Source organism: Sandaracinobacter neustonicus (genome assembly GCF_006385875.1).
GTDB classification, from domain to species: domain Bacteria; phylum Pseudomonadota; class Alphaproteobacteria; order Sphingomonadales; family Sphingomonadaceae; genus Sandaracinobacteroides; species Sandaracinobacteroides neustonicus.
In genome coordinates this window covers 354,668-369,906 of the sequence record NZ_VFSU01000034.1, presented here as the reverse complement: position 1 = coordinate 369,906, position 15,239 = coordinate 354,668, and the positions used below count along the sequence as shown (strand labels likewise).

General features: G+C 64.6%; 17 protein-coding genes. 3 read left to right on the top strand and 14 right to left on the bottom strand.

Annotated features, from left to right (window positions below):
• Positions 1 to 32 precede the first annotated feature (32 nt).
• The 8 genes from FJQ54_RS16995 to petA all read right to left on the bottom strand — a co-directional run bounded on the left by FJQ54_RS16995 (position 33) and on the right by petA (position 6,375).
• Complete coding sequence (locus tag FJQ54_RS16995; RefSeq protein WP_140929594.1) at positions 33 to 320, bottom strand: NAD(P) transhydrogenase subunit alpha; 288 nt, start codon at positions 318 to 320, stop codon at positions 33 to 35.
• Between the two features lie 4 nt (positions 321 to 324).
• Positions 325 to 750: an endonuclease domain-containing protein gene (locus FJQ54_RS16990; protein WP_328592192.1), complete on the bottom strand. Its 426-nt coding sequence runs from the start codon at positions 748 to 750 to the stop codon at positions 325 to 327.
• Positions 751 to 803: 53 nt separating this feature from the next.
• Positions 804 to 1,925, bottom strand: a complete 1,122-nt coding sequence (locus FJQ54_RS16985; protein WP_140929592.1) for a Re/Si-specific NAD(P)(+) transhydrogenase subunit alpha — start codon at positions 1,923 to 1,925, stop codon at positions 804 to 806.
• A 52-nt stretch (positions 1,926 to 1,977) separates the two neighbouring features.
• Positions 1,978 to 2,115: an aa3-type cytochrome c oxidase subunit IV gene (locus FJQ54_RS16980; RefSeq protein ID WP_140929591.1), complete on the bottom strand. Its 138-nt coding sequence runs from the start codon at positions 2,113 to 2,115 to the stop codon at positions 1,978 to 1,980.
• A 96-nt stretch (positions 2,116 to 2,211) separates the two neighbouring features.
• A complete protein-coding gene (locus tag FJQ54_RS16975; protein WP_140929590.1) occupies positions 2,212 to 3,555 on the bottom strand; it encodes an ABC1 kinase family protein in 1,344 nt (447 codons plus the stop codon).
• 120 nt (positions 3,556 to 3,675) lie between these two features.
• Positions 3,676 to 4,491 carry a cytochrome c1 gene (locus FJQ54_RS16970; RefSeq protein ID WP_140929589.1) on the bottom strand — a complete coding sequence of 272 codons (816 nt, stop codon included), beginning with the start codon at positions 4,489 to 4,491 and terminating at the stop codon, positions 3,676 to 3,678.
• A gap of 14 nt (positions 4,492 to 4,505) precedes the next feature.
• On the bottom strand, positions 4,506 to 5,813 hold the full coding sequence (locus FJQ54_RS16965; RefSeq protein WP_140929588.1) for a cytochrome b: 1,308 nt from the start codon (positions 5,811 to 5,813) through the stop codon (positions 4,506 to 4,508).
• A gap of 4 nt (positions 5,814 to 5,817) precedes the next feature.
• Complete coding sequence (gene petA, locus FJQ54_RS16960) at positions 5,818 to 6,375, bottom strand: ubiquinol-cytochrome c reductase iron-sulfur subunit (RefSeq protein WP_140929587.1); 558 nt, start codon at positions 6,373 to 6,375, stop codon at positions 5,818 to 5,820.
• Between the two features lie 116 nt (positions 6,376 to 6,491).
• Here petA and FJQ54_RS16955 point away from each other — a divergent pair, with 116 nt between their 5' ends.
• The 3 genes from FJQ54_RS16955 to FJQ54_RS16945 all read left to right on the top strand — a co-directional run bounded on the left by FJQ54_RS16955 (position 6,492) and on the right by FJQ54_RS16945 (position 8,965).
• Entirely contained in the window at positions 6,492 to 7,082 is a 591-nt protein-coding gene (locus FJQ54_RS16955) for an LOG family protein (RefSeq protein WP_140929586.1), read from the top strand.
• Between the two features lie 38 nt (positions 7,083 to 7,120).
• A complete protein-coding gene (locus FJQ54_RS16950; RefSeq protein ID WP_140929585.1) occupies positions 7,121 to 8,347 on the top strand; it encodes an NADP-dependent isocitrate dehydrogenase in 1,227 nt (408 codons plus the stop codon).
• 117 nt (positions 8,348 to 8,464) lie between these two features.
• Positions 8,465 to 8,965, top strand: coding sequence for a DUF2306 domain-containing protein (locus FJQ54_RS16945; RefSeq protein ID WP_235890512.1), 501 nt, complete (start codon positions 8,465 to 8,467; stop codon positions 8,963 to 8,965).
• 407 nt (positions 8,966 to 9,372) lie between these two features.
• Here the strand turns inward: FJQ54_RS16945 and FJQ54_RS16940 are convergent, their stop codons facing one another.
• From FJQ54_RS16940 to FJQ54_RS16915, 6 genes are all read right to left on the bottom strand, one after another.
• Positions 9,373 to 10,074 (bottom strand): rhomboid family intramembrane serine protease, encoded by a 702-nt coding sequence (locus tag FJQ54_RS16940; protein WP_140929583.1) that lies wholly within the window; start codon positions 10,072 to 10,074, stop codon positions 9,373 to 9,375.
• An 8-nt stretch (positions 10,075 to 10,082) separates the two neighbouring features.
• A complete protein-coding gene (greA, locus tag FJQ54_RS16935; RefSeq protein WP_140929582.1) occupies positions 10,083 to 10,562 on the bottom strand; it encodes a transcription elongation factor GreA in 480 nt (159 codons plus the stop codon).
• A gap of 224 nt (positions 10,563 to 10,786) precedes the next feature.
• Positions 10,787 to 14,026, bottom strand: coding sequence for a carbamoyl-phosphate synthase large subunit (gene carB, locus FJQ54_RS16930; protein WP_140929581.1), 3,240 nt, complete (start codon positions 14,024 to 14,026; stop codon positions 10,787 to 10,789).
• Positions 14,026 to 14,388, bottom strand: a complete 363-nt coding sequence (locus FJQ54_RS16925) for a ribonuclease E inhibitor RraB (RefSeq protein ID WP_140929580.1) — start codon at positions 14,386 to 14,388, stop codon at positions 14,026 to 14,028. The genes carB and FJQ54_RS16925 overlap by 1 nt, the downstream gene beginning before the upstream one ends.
• Positions 14,385 to 14,852: an endonuclease domain-containing protein gene (locus FJQ54_RS16920; RefSeq protein ID WP_140929579.1), complete on the bottom strand. Its 468-nt coding sequence runs from the start codon at positions 14,850 to 14,852 to the stop codon at positions 14,385 to 14,387. The genes FJQ54_RS16925 and FJQ54_RS16920 overlap by 4 nt, the downstream gene beginning before the upstream one ends.
• Positions 14,849 to 15,223 carry a hypothetical protein gene (locus FJQ54_RS16915; protein ID WP_140929578.1) on the bottom strand — a complete coding sequence of 125 codons (375 nt, stop codon included), beginning with the start codon at positions 15,221 to 15,223 and terminating at the stop codon, positions 14,849 to 14,851. The genes FJQ54_RS16920 and FJQ54_RS16915 overlap by 4 nt, the downstream gene beginning before the upstream one ends.
• Positions 15,224 to 15,239: the final 16 nt, after the last annotated feature.

Genomic DNA, 15,239 nt, shown 5'->3' with positions numbered 1-15,239 from the left:
CCCGATATCGGGCGTGGTGGCAGCCTGTTCCATCAGCCCTTCTTTTCCTTCTTCTTGTACATCGCCAGCATCCGTTCGGTGACGGCGAAGCCGCCGAAGATGTTCACACTGGCCAGCACCACCGCCAGCAGCCCCAGCCATTTGGCAACGGCGGAGCCTTCAGCGGCAGCCGCGATCAGCGCCCCCACGATAATCACCGAGGAAATGGCGTTGGTCACCGCCATCAACGGCGTATGCAGCGCCGGGGTGACAGACCAGACGACGTAATAGCCCACGAAACAGGCCAGCACGAAGATGGAGAGGATGGAGATGAAGTCCATGAGTTTACTCCTGTTCCTCCCCCGCTTGCGGGGGAGGGGGACCATCCGAAGGATGGTGGAGGGGGAACGACGCACGCGCCGTCGCAAGGATATCGGCCGCAACAGCCCGGGCATCCGCCAGAACCGTTGACGCCGGGATGCGCAGGACAGTCACGCCCTGCGCCGAGAACCACTGATCGCGGGCGGCATCATGTGAAGGCGCATCGCCGCGATCATGCGCTGCCCCATCCACCTCGATGGCGAGGCGTGCCGGAACGCAGAAGAAATCGGCGACATAGGCCCCGAGCGGATGCTGGCGGCGGAACTTCACCCCATCGGGTTGCCCGCGCAACTGCTGCCACAGCAGCACTTCGGGATATGTCATGGTTCGGCGCAGCTTGCGCGCCTTTGCGACTGTTGCCGGGCGGCGGATGGGGCGCTCCCCCTCCACCGGCTTCGCCGGTCCCCCTCCCCCGCGAGCGGGGGAGGAACTGGTCGCGGCGATCATGGCTGCAGCCCCGGGTGCACGATCTGCCCGCCACCGGTCACTTTGATCGCCTTCACGATCTCGTCGTCCTCCGGCAGCACCAGCTTCTTCGCCTCCTTGTCCCAGAAGGTCGTCACGAAGGTCAGCAGGTTGCGGGCGAACAGCGCGCTCGCGTCCGCCGCCAGACGGCTGGGATAGTTGGAGAAGCCGAGGATGATGACGCCGTTGTCCGTCACCACCCGCTCGTCGGCCTTGGAGCCTTCCACATTGCCGCCCTGCGACACGGCAAGGTCGACGATCACGCTGCCCGGCTTCATCGTCGCGACCTGCGCGGCCGTCACCAGCCTTGGCGCGGGGCGGCCGGGGATGAGCGCGGTGGTGATAACGATATCCTGCTTGGCAATCGTCTCGCTCACCAGCGCGGCCTGTTTGGCCTTGTAAGCGTCTGACATTTCCTTCGCATAGCCGCCCGCCGTTTCGGCGGCCTTGGTTTCCTCATCCTCGATAAACACGGGCTTGCCGCCGAGACTCTGGATCTGTTCCTTGGTGGCCAGCCGCACGTCCGTCGCGGACACCACCGCGCCCAGCCGCCGTGCCGTGGCGATGGCCTGCAGGCCCGCCACGCCCACGCCCATGATGAAGGCGCGCGCGGCGGAAATGGTGCCCGCCGCCGTCATCATCATCGGGAAGGCGCGGCCATAGGCTTCGGCTGCGTCGATCACCGCCTTGTAGCCGGACAGGTTCGCCTGAGAGGAGAGGATGTCCATCGATTGCGCGCGGGTGATGCGCGGCATGAACTCCATCGCCAGCGCCTCCACACCGCCCGCCGCATAGGCCGCCAGCCGATCCTTCGACTGGTGCGGGTTCAGGCTGGCCGCCAGCGTGATGCCTGTCGGCAGGCCTGCGGGATCAGGCCCTTGCACCCCCAGCACCAGCGCGGCGCCTGCCAGCACATCCGCGCGGGTGCCAAGCGTCGCACCTGCATCCGCAAAGGCCGAATCGGGAATGTTCGCGCCTGCGCCCGCGCCGGATTCCACCGAAACAATGGCGCCCAGCGCCAGATATTTTTTCACCGTTTCAGGGGTCGCGGCGACACGCTTTTCCCCTGCGGCCGTTTCGGCCAGCACTGCAATCTTCATGCGATCACCCCACAAAGGGTTGGATTGGTCGGAGCTCGATGGCCCGCGTGGCTCAGGTCAGGAAGATCGCCATCAGGATCAGCACGATGGCGATCAGGATGATCGCCCATTTCGTCAGGCCCAGAAATCCTGAATAGACTGTGCGGTTGTCGGCTGCGGCGGCTTCCCAGCCATTCTCGATTTCGGCCATGATTGTCCCTCTTTTCCCCGGGCGGGCATACGCACCGCTGCCAACCGATAACAATCCCGCTTCTGATAGGCGAGCGGAAAGCTCTGCTTTATCGCCTCAAAGGCCAGCCTGCGCCAGCGCCTCTGCCTGCCGTCCCTCTACCGCCGCCACGTCGAAATCGTCCATCAGGCCGCGGAACAGCCGGTGCCAGTTCAGTTCCGCCCCCAGCTGGATGAACACGCCGCCCAGCCCGATGGCGGCGCGATCCATGAAGACGAATTCGGCGGGAATCGTCACCGTGCCCAGCCGTTTCAGTTCCGCATGCACCTTCTGCGCGGTGGCGCGGCCATAGTCTCCGGGCTTTCCGTCCAGATCGATGGGGCGCACCCGATCCTCCAGCAGCGGGCCATAGAGGAAGCGCGCCCACTGCATCAGCACCTCGCGAATCTCCGGCGTCAGCCCCTTGAAGCCCCACAGCTCGAACGCTTCGGCCGCGCGGGCGTCGTTTCCGGCTTCGATCGCGCTGTAGAGTTCGTTCACGCCCTGAATGAAGCGCGGCGGGAACACCCGCACGCAGCCGAAATCCAGCAGGTTCACCACCGCCGCGTCCGCATCGGCGCGGGCGACGGTGTAGTTGCCCAGATGCGGGTCGCCGTGGATCACGCCAAAGCGGTAGAAGGGGCGATACCAGCCCAGAAACAGCGCTTCGGCGATGCGGTTGCGCACCTGTTGCGGCGCGGATTTCCAGTCCAGCAGGCGCGTGCCTTCCAGCCACTCCATCGTCAGCAGCCGGGGGGTGGACAGCTCTGCCACGGGGGCGGGCACGCGGGCGTGCGATTCGCCCGCCAGCAGCGCGCGATAGAGCAGCAGATGCTTCAGTTCCCGGCCATAATCCAGTTCCTCGCGCAGGCGGGCGGCCAGTTCGTCGCGAATCTGGCTGGTGTCGATGGAGCCATCCACCCGGCGGAACAGCGACAGCAGCAGGTCCAGCTGGCCCAGATCGGCCTCCACAGCAGAGGCCATGTCCGGGTATTGCAGCTTCACCGCCACCGTTTCGCCGGTGGGGAGCAAGCCCTTGTGCACCTGCCCCAGCGACGCCGCTGAAACCGCTTCGGGGGTGAAGTCCGTGAAGCGGCTGCGCCAGTCCGCCCCCAGTTCGCCCGCCATGCGCCGCCGCACGAAGCCCTGCCCCATCGGCGGCGCATTGGCCTGAAGTTCGGCCAGTTCGCGGGCGAATTCCGGCGGCACCGCATCGGGGATGTTGCCCAAAATCTGGGCCAGCTTCATCAGCGGCCCCTTCAGTTCCCCCAGCACCCGCTTCAGTTCGGCGGCGTTCTTCGGATCGTCCAGCGATCGGCCGCCCGCGCGCGCCACGGCGGCCCCGGCGGCGAATCCGCCCAGATTCGCCCCCACCTTCGCAAATCGCGCAAGGCGCCCTGTCAGCGTCGATTGGTCAGCCATCCGCTGCCTCTAGGCGGGCGAAGCCGCCCGCGCCAGTGCGGCGGGCGGGCGGGCCGGGGGCCAACGCAAAAAAGGGCGGGGTTTCCCCCGCCCTTTTCAATGTCTGGCCAGACCGTTCGGCTAGTGGGCGATGCCCGCCCACACGCGGCGATAGGTCAGGAAAGCGAGCAGCGTGAGGATACCGAGGAAAATCAGCGAGGCCACGCCAATCTGCCGTCGCTTTTCCAGTTCCGGTTCCGCCGCCCATTGCAGGAAGGCGACCACGTCCATCGCCATCTGATCAACCGTGGCCTTGGTGCCATCCGCATAGGTCACCTGATCCTCGTTCAGCGGCTTCGCCATGGCGATGTTCACCGAATGAAAATAAGGGTTGAAATGCAGTCCTTGCGGCACGTCGAAGCCCTTCGGCGCGGTCTCGTCATAGCCGGTCAGCAGCGAATGGATGTAATTCTTGCCGTTCGGCCGGGCCTTCACGATCAGGCTGAGATCGGGCGGCAGCGCATTGTTGTTCGCGGCGCGCGCCGCCGTTTCGTTCGGGAACGGGCTGGGGAAGTGATCCGACGGCAGCGCCGGGCGGGTGGTTTCCTCGCCGGTCTGCGAATTGATCGAAGGCACGTCCTTCGCCTTCGCCAGCGCCTTCACCTCGGCTTCGGAAAAGCCGATTTCCGACAGGTTGCGGAAGGCCACCAGCCGCAGGCCGTGGCAAGCCGAGCAGACTTCCTTGTAAACTTGGAAGCCGCGCTGCAACTGGGCGCGATCATAGGTGCCGAACACCCCCATGCCCAGCGGCCCGTCCTGCTGCCAATGGGCAGACCGCGGATGCTCGTGGATGGCCTTGATCGGATCAGCCGGCACGTCATCGCGCGGCAGCAGCGCCGCGACCAGCAGCACCAGCACGAACACAAGGCCGACACCAAATCCCAGAAAACGAACCATGATGCTCTGACCCCTTATTCAGCAGGCGCAGCGGCCGCCCCGGCGGGGGCAGCAGCGGCGTCCTTATGACCCGCCTTCGCGAACACGCTTTCCGCGATGCTGTTGGGCATCGGCAGCGGCTTCTCGATGAAGGACAGGATCGGCAGCACGATCAGGAAGTGGGCGAAATAATAGGCCGCCGCGATCTGGCTGATCCGCACATAGGGCTCTTCAGCGGGCGCGCCGCCGCAATAGGCCAGGATCAGCACGTCGACCACCAGCACCCAGAACCAGATTTTGTACATCGGGCGATAGGCGGTGGATTTCACGCGGCTGCTGTCCAGCCAGGGCAGGAAGAACAGCAGCAGGATGGAGGCGAACATCGCGATCACGCCCCACAGCTTCGCCGGGATCCACAGGAAGTTGATCGTGAAGGCGCGCAGGATGGCGTAGAAAGGCCAGAAATACCATTCCGGCACGATGTGCGACGGCGTGGAAAGCGGGTTGGCCGGGATATAGTTATCCGGGTGGCCCATCGCGTTCGGCATGAAGAACACGAAGATCGCGAACAGCATCAGGTAAACGCAGATGCCGACGAAATCCTTCGCGGTGAAATAGGGGTGGAAGGGCAGCGTATCCTGCGGCCCCTGAACCTCCACGCCGGTGGGGTTGGTGGAACCCGGGATGTGCAGCGCCCAGATCTTCAGGATCACCACGCCCAGAATTACGAAGGGCAGAAGATAGTGCAATGAGAAGAAGCGCGTCAGCGTGGCGTTATCCGGCGCGAAGCCGCCGACCAGCCAGGTGCGGATCGTTTCACCCACCAGCGGGATGGCCGAGAACAGCGAGGTGATGACCTGCGCGCCCCAGAAGCTCATCTGCCCCCACGGAAGCACATAGCCCATGAAGGCTGTGGCCATCATCAGCAGGAAGATCACCACGCCCAGCATCCACACGACTTCGCGCGGGGCCTTGTAGCTTCCGTAGTAAAGCCCGCGGAAGATGTGGAAATAGACCACGATGAAGAAGAAGCTGGCCCCGTTCATGTGCATGTAACGGATCATCCAGCCGGAATTCACGTTGCGCATGATGTGCTCGACCGAATCGAACGCCGTGGTGACATGCGCGGAAAAGTGCATGGCGAGCACGACGCCGGTAATGATCTGGATCATCAGCGCGACGCCTGCGAGAACGCCGAAATTGTACCAGTAATTGATGTTGCGCGGCACCGGATAACCGGCACCGACTGCATTATAGACCAGCCGCGGCAGCGGCAGACGCTGGTCCACCCACTGCATCAGCGGATGCTTGGGTTCGTAATGATTGGCCCAGGGAAAGCTCATGGGATCATCCGATCTCGATCAGCGTGGGGGTTTTGAAGGCGTAGGCCGGCACGACCAGGTTGGTCGGCGCGGGGCCCCGGCGGATGCGGCCTGCGGTATCATAGTGCGAACCGTGGCACGGGCAGAAATAGCCGCCGTAATCGCCCTTGTTCTCGCCCTCTGCCGCGCCCAGCGGCACGCAGCCCAGATGGGTGCAAACCCCCAGCGTGATCAGCCAGTTGTGATGATCCGCCTTGGTGCGCTCGTCCAGCGTCTGCGGATCGCGCAGGTCAGACAGCGGCACCTTGCGCGCGGCGGTCTGTTCGGCGGCCGTCAGGTTGCGCACGAACACCGGCTTGGATTGCCAGATCGTCTTGATCGCCTGACCGGGCTGGATCGCGGAGAGATCCACCTCCACGGTCGCCAGCGCCCGCACGTCGGCGGACGGATTCATCTGGTTGATGAACGGCCACGCGACGGTTGCAGCGCCCACGCCCGCGAAGGCGCCGGTCGCCACATAGATGAAGTCCCTGCGTCGGACGCTGTCGGCAGCATCAGTCGTGGCTTCTGGATGAGTTGCCATGCCCTGTCCCTGATATGGATGTCGTTTGCGTGCTTTTTTTGGCCTTTAGCCACGGCAGGCTACGCTAAGCAATGGGCAATGTTGGCGCATGCTCAGCAGTGCTAGGTGCAGCCCCCATGAGAACCCACCCGCTCGATTCGCTTCCCGCCGCCATTCCGGCCGGGCCTGTCCGCTCTGTTCTGGTTTTCTGCGGCTCCCGCAGCGGCTCCGATCCGCGCCATGCGCAGCTTGCGGCGGCCGTTGGGCGCACGCTGGCCGAACGCGGTGTCGGCCTTGTCTATGGCGGCGGCGCGCTGGGGCTGATGGGCGAATGCGGCCGCGCCGCGCTGGCCGCAGGCGGCCGGGTGGAGGGAATCATCCCCCGCTTCCTGAAAGACTGGGAAGTGGCCGAGCCGCTCTGCAACGAGATGATCGTGGTGGACAGCCTGCACAGCCGCAAGCATCTGATGTTCGAACATGCAGACGCGGTTCTGGCGCTGCCCGGCGGGCTGGGCACGCTGGATGAACTGGTGGAGGTGCTGTCGTGGCGCAACCTGCGCCTGCACGCCAAGCCGGTGTGGCTGATGGGAGACGGCGATTTCTGGCAGCCGTTCCTCGCCCTGCTGGACCATGTGGTGCAAAGCGGATTCGCGAGCGCCGACATCACAACCTATGTCGAATGTCTGCCAGACGCCGATGCGCTTGCGGCGGCCCTTTCCCTTCCCTAAGGACAGGCCAGTATTTTCAGCATCCGGACAGAGGTGGCATGAGCAAGATCAAGGTGAAGGGCCCCGTCGTCGAACTCGATGGCGACGAGATGACCCGCATCATCTGGCAGTGGATTCGCGAAAAGCTGATCCTGCCCTATCTGGACGTGGACCTGCGCTATTACGACCTCGGCATCGAGGAGCGGGACCGCACCGATGACCGCATCACCGTGGACGCCGCCAACGCCATCAAGGAGTTCGGCGTCGGCGTGAAATGCGCCACCATCACCCCGGACGAAGCGCGGGTGGAGGAATTCGGCCTCAAGAAAATGTGGAAGTCGCCCAACGGCACCATCCGCAACATCCTTGGCGGGGTGGTGTTCCGCGAGCCCATCGTGATCCAGAATGTGCCGCGCCTCGTGCCCGGCTGGACGGACCCGATCGTGATCGGCCGCCATGCCTTCGGCGACCAGTATCGCGCGACCGACTTCCTCGTCCCCGGACCCGGCAAGCTGACCATGAAGTGGGAAGCGTCTGACGGATCCGACAGCAAGGAATTCGAGGTGTTCGACTACCCGACCGCCGGTGTGGCGATGGGGATGTACAACCTCGACGACAGCATCCGCGATTTCGCCCGCGCCAGCCTCAACTATGGCCTCGCCCGCCAATGGCCGGTCTATCTCTCCACCAAGAACACCATCCTGAAGGCCTATGACGGCCGCTTCAAGGATCTGTTCCAGGAGGTGTTCGACAAGGAATTCAAGGCGGACTTCGCCCGCGCCAACATCGTCTATGAGCACCGCCTGATCGACGACATGGTCGCATCCGCGCTGAAGTGGAGCGGCAAGTTTGTCTGGGCCTGCAAGAATTATGACGGCGACGTGCAGTCCGACACCGTGGCACAGGGCTTCGGCAGCCTCGGCCTGATGACGTCGGTGCTGATGACGCCAGACGGCAAGACGGTGGAAGCCGAAGCCGCGCACGGCACCGTGACGCGCCACTATCGCCAGCACCAGCAGGGCAAGCAGACCAGCACCAACCCCATCGCCTCCATCTTCGCATGGACGGGCGGGCTGAAGCATCGTGGCAAGCTGGACGGCACGCCCGAAGTGACGAAGTTTGCCGAGACGCTGGAGCGAATCTGCATCGAAACCGTTGAAGAGGGCAAGATGACGAAGGATCTCGCCCTGCTGATCGGCCCCGATCAGGCATGGATGACGACCGAGATGTTCTTCCAGGCCATCGTCGACAATCTCGACAAGGAAATGGGCAAGGCCGGCGCGTAAGCCGGTCGGCACAGAACAGGCCAAAAAAGGCCCCGACGGGAAACCGCCGGGGCCTTTTTCATGCCGCCCCTGTTTGCCCCATTGGCAGCCCGATCCGGTGAAGGCATGTCCCTTCCCATGGCCACCACCGCAGAGCGCCCCTCTTTCCTCACCCGTATCCTGCCGGACCGCCTGATCGGCTGGCTGGCGCTCGCCCTGCTCGCCGCTGTGCTTGCCGCCATCGTGCGCGGCCAGCCGCACTGGGCCGACGCGCGCCCCACCGTCTGGGCACACCTGCTGCTGATGCTGCTGGTGCTGGGCGTCACCACCGCACAGATGTGGGGCGTCAAAGGCGCCCGAACCCACCGGATTCTGGGCTGGATATGGGCCATCGCCATGGTCGCCAGCGCCCTCATCACCTTCGACATCCGCCTGACGCGGGGCGGCGGCTTCAGCGTGATCCACCTGCTGTCCATCTGGGTGCTGATTCAAGTGCCCATCATGGTGAGCCAAGCCCGCCGCCACGCCGTCGCCGGGCACCGGCGACGCGCGCGCGGCCTGTCGATCTTCGCCCTGCTGGTGGCCGGGTTCTTTACCTTTCCGTTCCACCGAATGCTGGGGATGTGGTTGTTCGGGTAGGGCGCGCGCATTTTGCCTCCGGCGGGCAGGGCCCTGCCCTGCACCCGGCAGGGAAATGATTTCCCTGCACCCTCTACATTTGCGTTGTGGCCCAACTCTAGCGCCGTGCGCGTGATCCACTTTGATTGCCTGCGGCGCTACGCAGCCCTCTCCCCCTGCAAGGGGGAGAGATGGAGAGGGGGTGTCACCGCCGGGCCTGATCCGCTGACATCACAACGAGCGCAGCAGAAGCGCCGCAGGCTATAACCCCCAACCTCGCGCCAAGCGGATGGCCCCCGCCCCAACCCCTCCCCTGGAAGCGAAGCTGACGCGAAGCGTCAACGGGAGGGGCTAAGAAAAACTAATGGGGGTGCAGGGGCGTCACGCCCCTGCCGGGTCCCGGGCGGAGCCCGGGCCGCCGGAGGCCTCTAAGCCCGCCGCTTCAACAACGGCGCCATCAGCAGCCCGGCGAGGAACCCGCCGATATGCGCCCAGATAGCGATGCCCGATTGCCCCGGCGTGTTGAAGGCCACGGCTGTCAGCAGTTGCAGGCCGATCCACAGCGAGGCGTAGCGCAGTGCGCGCACGGTTTCGCCGGAGAGGTGGAAGCCGAGGAAGGAGGCCGGGGCTTCGCCGGAGCGGGCGAAGATCAGGGCATAGGCGGCAAACACGGCGGAGATTGCGCCGGAGGCACCGATCATCGGCACGACGGAGGTCGGGCTGAAGGCCACCTGCATCAGCCCGCCGGCGATCCCGCCCGCGAAGAACAGCAGCAGGAAGCGCCATGTGCCTGCGAACACTTCCACCTGCCGCCCCACCCACGCCAGGAACACCATGTTCATGGCGAGGTGCACGGGGCCGCCGTGCAGGAAGATGTGGGTGATGAAGGTCAGCGGCGCGGGAACGGGGCTTTCGGGAATGCCGATCACCGCGCCGGTGATGCGGGCGGGCACCAGCCCGCCCATATAGCTGATGGTGCGGGCGAAACCATCGCCCATCAGCAGGTTCAGCGCTTCGAGGCCCACGCACAGGATCAGGATGATCCGCGTGGCCCATGGAATGGGCAGCGCTGCCGCGGCCGGGCCGGCCGCGACAGCTGGGGTCGCCGGATCGGAAGGCCCCTCCGCCAATGCCGATCCTAGCGGAAGTCGACCTGGTCGATCAGGTAGCTGCGGTCGCCCGACGGCGTCACCACTTCCACTTCCTCGCCAAGTTTGCGCCCGATGAGCGCCCGGCCGACGGGCGAGTTATAGCTGATGCGGCCGCGCTTGGCGTCGGCTTCCAGCTCGCCCACGATCTGATAGGTGATCGGCTTGTCGTCTTCGTCCAGCAGGCGGACGGTCGCGCCGAACACCACCTTGTCGCCCGACAGCGTGGTGGGGTCGATCACGATGGCGCGCGCCAGCTTGTCTTCATACTCGGCGATCTGCGCTTCGATATGGCCCTGCCGCTCTTTCGCGGCATGATATTCGGCGTTTTCGGACAGGTCGCCATGGGCGCGCGCTTCCTCGATCGCCTCGACATTCTCGGGCCGCTCGACTTCTTTCAGATGCTTGAGCTGCCGCTGGAGCATCTCATGGCCTTCGGCCAGCATCGGAACCTTGTCTATCGTTGCCATGCTTTGTCTAACTCTTGTTCGAACTGACGGGTTCCGATCGTCGCGGGCGCGGCGTCCCTTGGTGCCGCTCTCCCGTCCCGCTTCGTTCGGAAGGTTGCGCAATGCCGAAATCGGGCCGAAATCGGGCTGCAACTGTAGGGAGCGAAGCGGATTTCCGCAAGTGCGAGCAGTCGCGCCCCATCAGCCTGCCCCCCCTCAGTCGGAGTGGTGCGCCTGCCAGTTCCTTAAGAGCAGGCGTGATGCGCCTGCAGCGGTTTCACCTCGATGGCGCGGGCCTTCAGCGCGGCGATGGCCTTCACGCTGGCGACGGAGGCCGCCGCCGTGGTGAAGATCGGCACCTTGCGCGCCCATGCCACGGTTCGGATGGTTTCCGAATCCTTCAGGCTCTGCACGCCTTCGGTGGTGTTGAACACCAGCGCGATGCGGCCGTCCGTCACCGCGTCCACGATATGCGGCTGGCCTTCCAGCACCTTGTTGATGGTTTCCACCGCTACGCCCTGTTCGCCCAGCCATTTGGCGGTGCCGCGCGTGGCGACCAGTTCGAAGCCCATCGCTTCCAGCCCGCGCGCGGCGTCCAGAATCAGCGGCTTGTCGCTGTCTTTTACGGAGATGAACACCCGGCCTTCCATCGGCAGGACGGTGCCCGCCCCAAGCTGGCTTTTCGCAAAGGCCATGGCGAAATCGCTGTCGATCCCCATTACCTCGCCAGTGGATTTCATTTCCGGGCTGAGCACCGGGTCCGATCCGGGGAAGCGGGCGAAGGGGAACACCGCCTCCTTCACCGAGATATGGCCTTTGCCACGCGGTTCCAGCTCAAAGCTCGCCAGCTTTTCCCCTGCCATGATGCGCGAGGCGATCTTGGCATAGGGCCGCCCCTGCGCCTTCGCCACGAAGGGCACGGTGCGGCTGGCGCGCGGGTTCACCTCGATCAGGTAAACCTCGCCGTCTTTCACCGCGAACTGCACATTCATGAGGCCCCGCACGGAGAGCGCGCGCGCCAGCACATCGGCCTGCCGCTTGATCTCGGCCACGATGGTATCGGGCAGGCTGTAGGGCGGCAGCGAGCAGGCCGAATCGCCGGAATGGACCCCGGCTTCCTCGATATGCTGCATCACGCCCGCCACATGCACGGTGTCGCCGTCGCACAGCGCATCCACATCCACTTCGATGGCGTCGCGCAGGTAACGGTCGATCAGCACCGGGCTGTCGCCGGAGACCTTCACCGCCGTTTCGATATAGGTTTCCAGATTGGCGGTGGTTTCCACGATCTCCATCGCCCGGCCGCCCAGCACGTAAGAGGGCCGCATCAGCACCGGGTAGCCGATGCGTTCCGCCACAGCGACGGCTTCGTCGCGGCTGCGGGCGATGCCGCCCGCGGGCTGCTTCAGCCCCAGCCGCTCCACCAGCGCGGCGAAGCGCTCGCGGTCTTCCGCCAGGTCGATGGCGTCTGGCGAGGTGCCCAGAATCGGGATTCCGGCCGCCTCCAGCGGACGCGCCAGTTTCAGCGGCGTCTGCCCGCCGAACTGCACGATCACCCCCAGCAGATTGCCGTTCTTCTGCTCGATATGCAGCAGTTCCAGCACATCTTCAGCCGTCAGCGGCTCGAAATAGAGCCGGTCCGAGGTGTCATAATCGGTGGAGACGGTTTCCGGGTTGCAGTTCACCATCACGGTTTCGAACCCGGCGCCACCCTTTTCCACCGGCCCCAGCGCGAAGGCGGCGTGGCAGCAGCAATAATCGAACTCGATCCCCTGCCCGATGCGGTTCGGCCCGCCGCCCAGAATCACCACCTTGGTGCGATCCGACGGCTCGGCTTCGCACTCGGTGCCGCCATAGGTGGAATACATATAGGGCGTCAGCGCTTCGAACTCGGCGCCACAGGTGTCGATCCGCTTCATCACCGGGCGCACGCCCAGCTTGTGCCGCTTCGCGCGGACATTCGCTTCCGGAATGTCGGTCAGCTTCGCCAGCCGCGCGTCGGAAAAGCCCATCGCTTTCAATGCGCGGAAGCCCTGCGCATCGGTGGGCAGGCCATTGTCGCGCACCTGCTGCTCTGCTGCGATCAGTTCGGCCAGCCGCTCCACGAACCATGGGTCGTAATGCGAAACCCGGCACACTTCGGAGGGCACGATGCCCACCCGCAGCGCATGTGCGGCGATCAGCAGCCGGTCCGGTACCCGCTTGCCCAGCGCGGCGAGGATTTCCCCCTTGGAGGCATTGGCAAGGCCCTCCGGCTCGTCCAGCCCGGTCAGGCCGGTTTCAAGGCCGCGCAGCGCCTTTTGCAGCGATTCATGGATGTTGCGGCCAATCGCCATCACTTCACCGACGGATTTCATGCTGGTGCCCAGCGTGGTGTCCGCGCCCTTGAACTTCTCAAACGCAAAACGCGGGATCTTCGTGACGACATAATCGATGGTCGGCTCGAAGCTCGCGGGTGTTACCCCCGTGATATCGTTGCGGATTTCGTCCAGCGTGTAACCCACCGCCAGCAAGGCCGCGACCTTGGCAATGGGGAAGCCCGTCGCCTTCGATGCCAACGCGGAGGAGCGGCTGACGCGCGGGTTCATCTCGATCACCACCAGCCGCCCGTCGGCCGGATTCACCGCGAACTGCACGTTGGAGCCGCCGGTTTCCACGCCGATCTCGCGCAGCACCGCGATGCTGGCGTTGCGCATGATCTGATATTCCTTGTCCGTCAGCGTCAGCGCAGGCGCGACAGCGATGGAATCCCCGGTGTGGGTGCCCATCGGGTCGATATTCTCGATGGAGCAGATGATGATGGCATTGTCCGCCGTGTCGCGGACCACTTCCATCTCATATTCCTTCCAGCCCAGCACCGATTCCTCGATCAGCACTTCGGTGGTGGGGGAAGCTTCCAGCCCGCCCAGCACGATGCGGATGAATTCGTCGCGGTTGTACGCGATGCCGCCGCCGGTGCCGCCCATGGTAAAGCTGGGGCGGATGATCGCGGGCAGGCCGACATGCTCCAACTCGCGCAGGGCTTCTTCCAGCGTGTGCGCCACGCCGGAGCGGGGCGATTCCAGCCCGATCTTGTCCATCGCGTCGCGGAATTTCAGCCGGTCTTCCGCCTTTTCGATCGCATGCGCGTCCGCACCGATCAGCTTCACGCCCAGCCGGTCCAGCGTGCCGTCTTTCGCCAGCGCCAGCGCGGTGTTCAGCGCGGTTTGCCCGCCCATGGTGGGCAGCACCGCGTCCGGGCGTTCTTTCTCGATGATGCGCGCCACCACGTCGGGCGTGATCGGCTCGATATAGGTTGCGTCCGCCAGTTCCGGGTCCGTCATGATGGTGGCGGGGTTGGAATTGACGAGGATGACGCGATAGCCCTCCCCCTTCAGCGCCTTTACCGCCTGCGTGCCCGAATAATCGAACTCGCACGCCTGGCCGATGATGATCGGCCCCGCGCCGATGACGAGGATGGAGGAAATGTCGGTCCGCTTGGGCATCAGTTTTCAGTTCCGGTTTCAGCAGCGCAGCCCCAGCCGTCATACTCGACGCCATAGGCCAGTTCGATTTCCAGCGCGCGCTTCGTCAACGCGGCCATGGCGGCGGGTTCGGTGGTGCCTTCCACGATGAAGTCGGCGGCGATGTCGCCATCCTCATATTCGCCGAATTCGATGAATTCGAGGCCGAGTTCCTCGGACGCTTCCGCCAGCGCTTCGATGGCTTCCTGGCTGCCCTTGAAGTGCAGATCGATGGGGCGGGTGAGCGAGGCGATATCGCCATTCTCGGCGAGCGCCTCCAGAATCTTGGCATCCTCCGCGATTTCCGCGGCGAGCTTTTCGGGATCGATTTGGGGCGAGGTCATGCGGGCACTTTCTGCTCCCTCCCCCCGCCGGGGGGAGGGCTGGGGAGGGGGGAGGACCGTGGCGCAGGCACAGTGCTGGCGATGGTCGCCAGCACGCCGGGCAGATTCTCCATCACATCACAGTTCTGGAAGCGGATCAGCTGGTAGCCTTCGGCTTCGATGGCCGCCGTGCGGCGGGCTTCGGCCTCAGGATCCGTATGCGTGTGGCCGTCAATCTCGATGCCGATGCGTTCCCGCCGGGTGGCGAAATCGAGGATGTAGCCTGCCACCACCACCTGCCGCGTGAACGGGATTCCGTTCAGCCGGTTGGACTTGATCGCCGCCCACAGCCGCTTTTCCGGCTCGGTCGGCTGGCGGCGATTGGCCTTGGCATAAGCGGAAAGGGCGTCCCCCCTCCCCGACCCTCCCCCCTGCGGGCGGGAGGGAGAAGATCGCGAACAGCCAGTGATGGTTTCAGAACTCATTTCTGACCACCATCGGCTGCGACGTCGACGTCCCAACCATCCCATACAACCTCTGCAGCCGCCGCCGCAGCGCACATCCTGTTCGTGCTATCCTTGACCCAAGATTCGTCCACCACCCTATGGGCGCTGAGGATCATTCGGCCCGGACCATCAGACGCAAACGTCCAATCCGTCAAAGCAAACATCGGCTTCAGCTTGGCAAGTTTGGCGTCATCGCCTTCAAACAATTGCGTAACCAGCCGGGCTTTGGTCATATCGAGCTTCTCGCTTCTCATCAGACCAATGACGGACAAACCCGGCTCCAGTTTTTCTGCGACACAGGATTGAAGCGCATCGGCAGAGCAAGCCGTTGCCGACAGGAGGGCGGTCATCGCAAGCAGAGCTTTT

Coding starts and splice junctions, on each gene's coding strand:
- FJQ54_RS16995 (WP_140929594.1), bottom strand. CDS start 320: ATGGACTTCATCTCCATCCTCTCCATCTTCGTGCTGGCCTGTTTCGTG.
- FJQ54_RS16985 (WP_140929592.1), bottom strand. CDS start 1,925: ATGAAGATTGCAGTGCTGGCCGAAACGGCCGCAGGGGAAAAGCGTGTC.
- FJQ54_RS16980 (WP_140929591.1), bottom strand. CDS start 2,115: ATGGCCGAAATCGAGAATGGCTGGGAAGCCGCCGCAGCCGACAACCGC.
- FJQ54_RS16975 (WP_140929590.1), bottom strand. CDS start 3,555: ATGGCTGACCAATCGACGCTGACAGGGCGCCTTGCGCGATTTGCGAAG.
- FJQ54_RS16970 (WP_140929589.1), bottom strand. CDS start 4,491: ATGGTTCGTTTTCTGGGATTTGGTGTCGGCCTTGTGTTCGTGCTGGTG.
- FJQ54_RS16965 (WP_140929588.1), bottom strand. CDS start 5,813: ATGAGCTTTCCCTGGGCCAATCATTACGAACCCAAGCATCCGCTGATG.
- petA (WP_140929587.1), bottom strand. CDS start 6,375: ATGGCAACTCATCCAGAAGCCACGACTGATGCTGCCGACAGCGTCCGA.
- FJQ54_RS16955 (WP_140929586.1), top strand. CDS start 6,492: ATGAGAACCCACCCGCTCGATTCGCTTCCCGCCGCCATTCCGGCCGGG.
- FJQ54_RS16950 (WP_140929585.1), top strand. CDS start 7,121: ATGAGCAAGATCAAGGTGAAGGGCCCCGTCGTCGAACTCGATGGCGAC.
- FJQ54_RS16945 (WP_235890512.1), top strand. CDS start 8,465: ATGGCCACCACCGCAGAGCGCCCCTCTTTCCTCACCCGTATCCTGCCG.
- greA (WP_140929582.1), bottom strand. CDS start 10,562: ATGGCAACGATAGACAAGGTTCCGATGCTGGCCGAAGGCCATGAGATG.
- carB (WP_140929581.1), bottom strand. CDS start 14,026: ATGCCCAAGCGGACCGACATTTCCTCCATCCTCGTCATCGGCGCGGGG.
- FJQ54_RS16925 (WP_140929580.1), bottom strand. CDS start 14,388: ATGACCTCGCCCCAAATCGATCCCGAAAAGCTCGCCGCGGAAATCGCG.
- FJQ54_RS16920 (WP_140929579.1), bottom strand. CDS start 14,852: ATGAGTTCTGAAACCATCACTGGCTGTTCGCGATCTTCTCCCTCCCGC.
- FJQ54_RS16915 (WP_140929578.1), bottom strand. CDS start 15,223: ATGACCGCCCTCCTGTCGGCAACGGCTTGCTCTGCCGATGCGCTTCAA.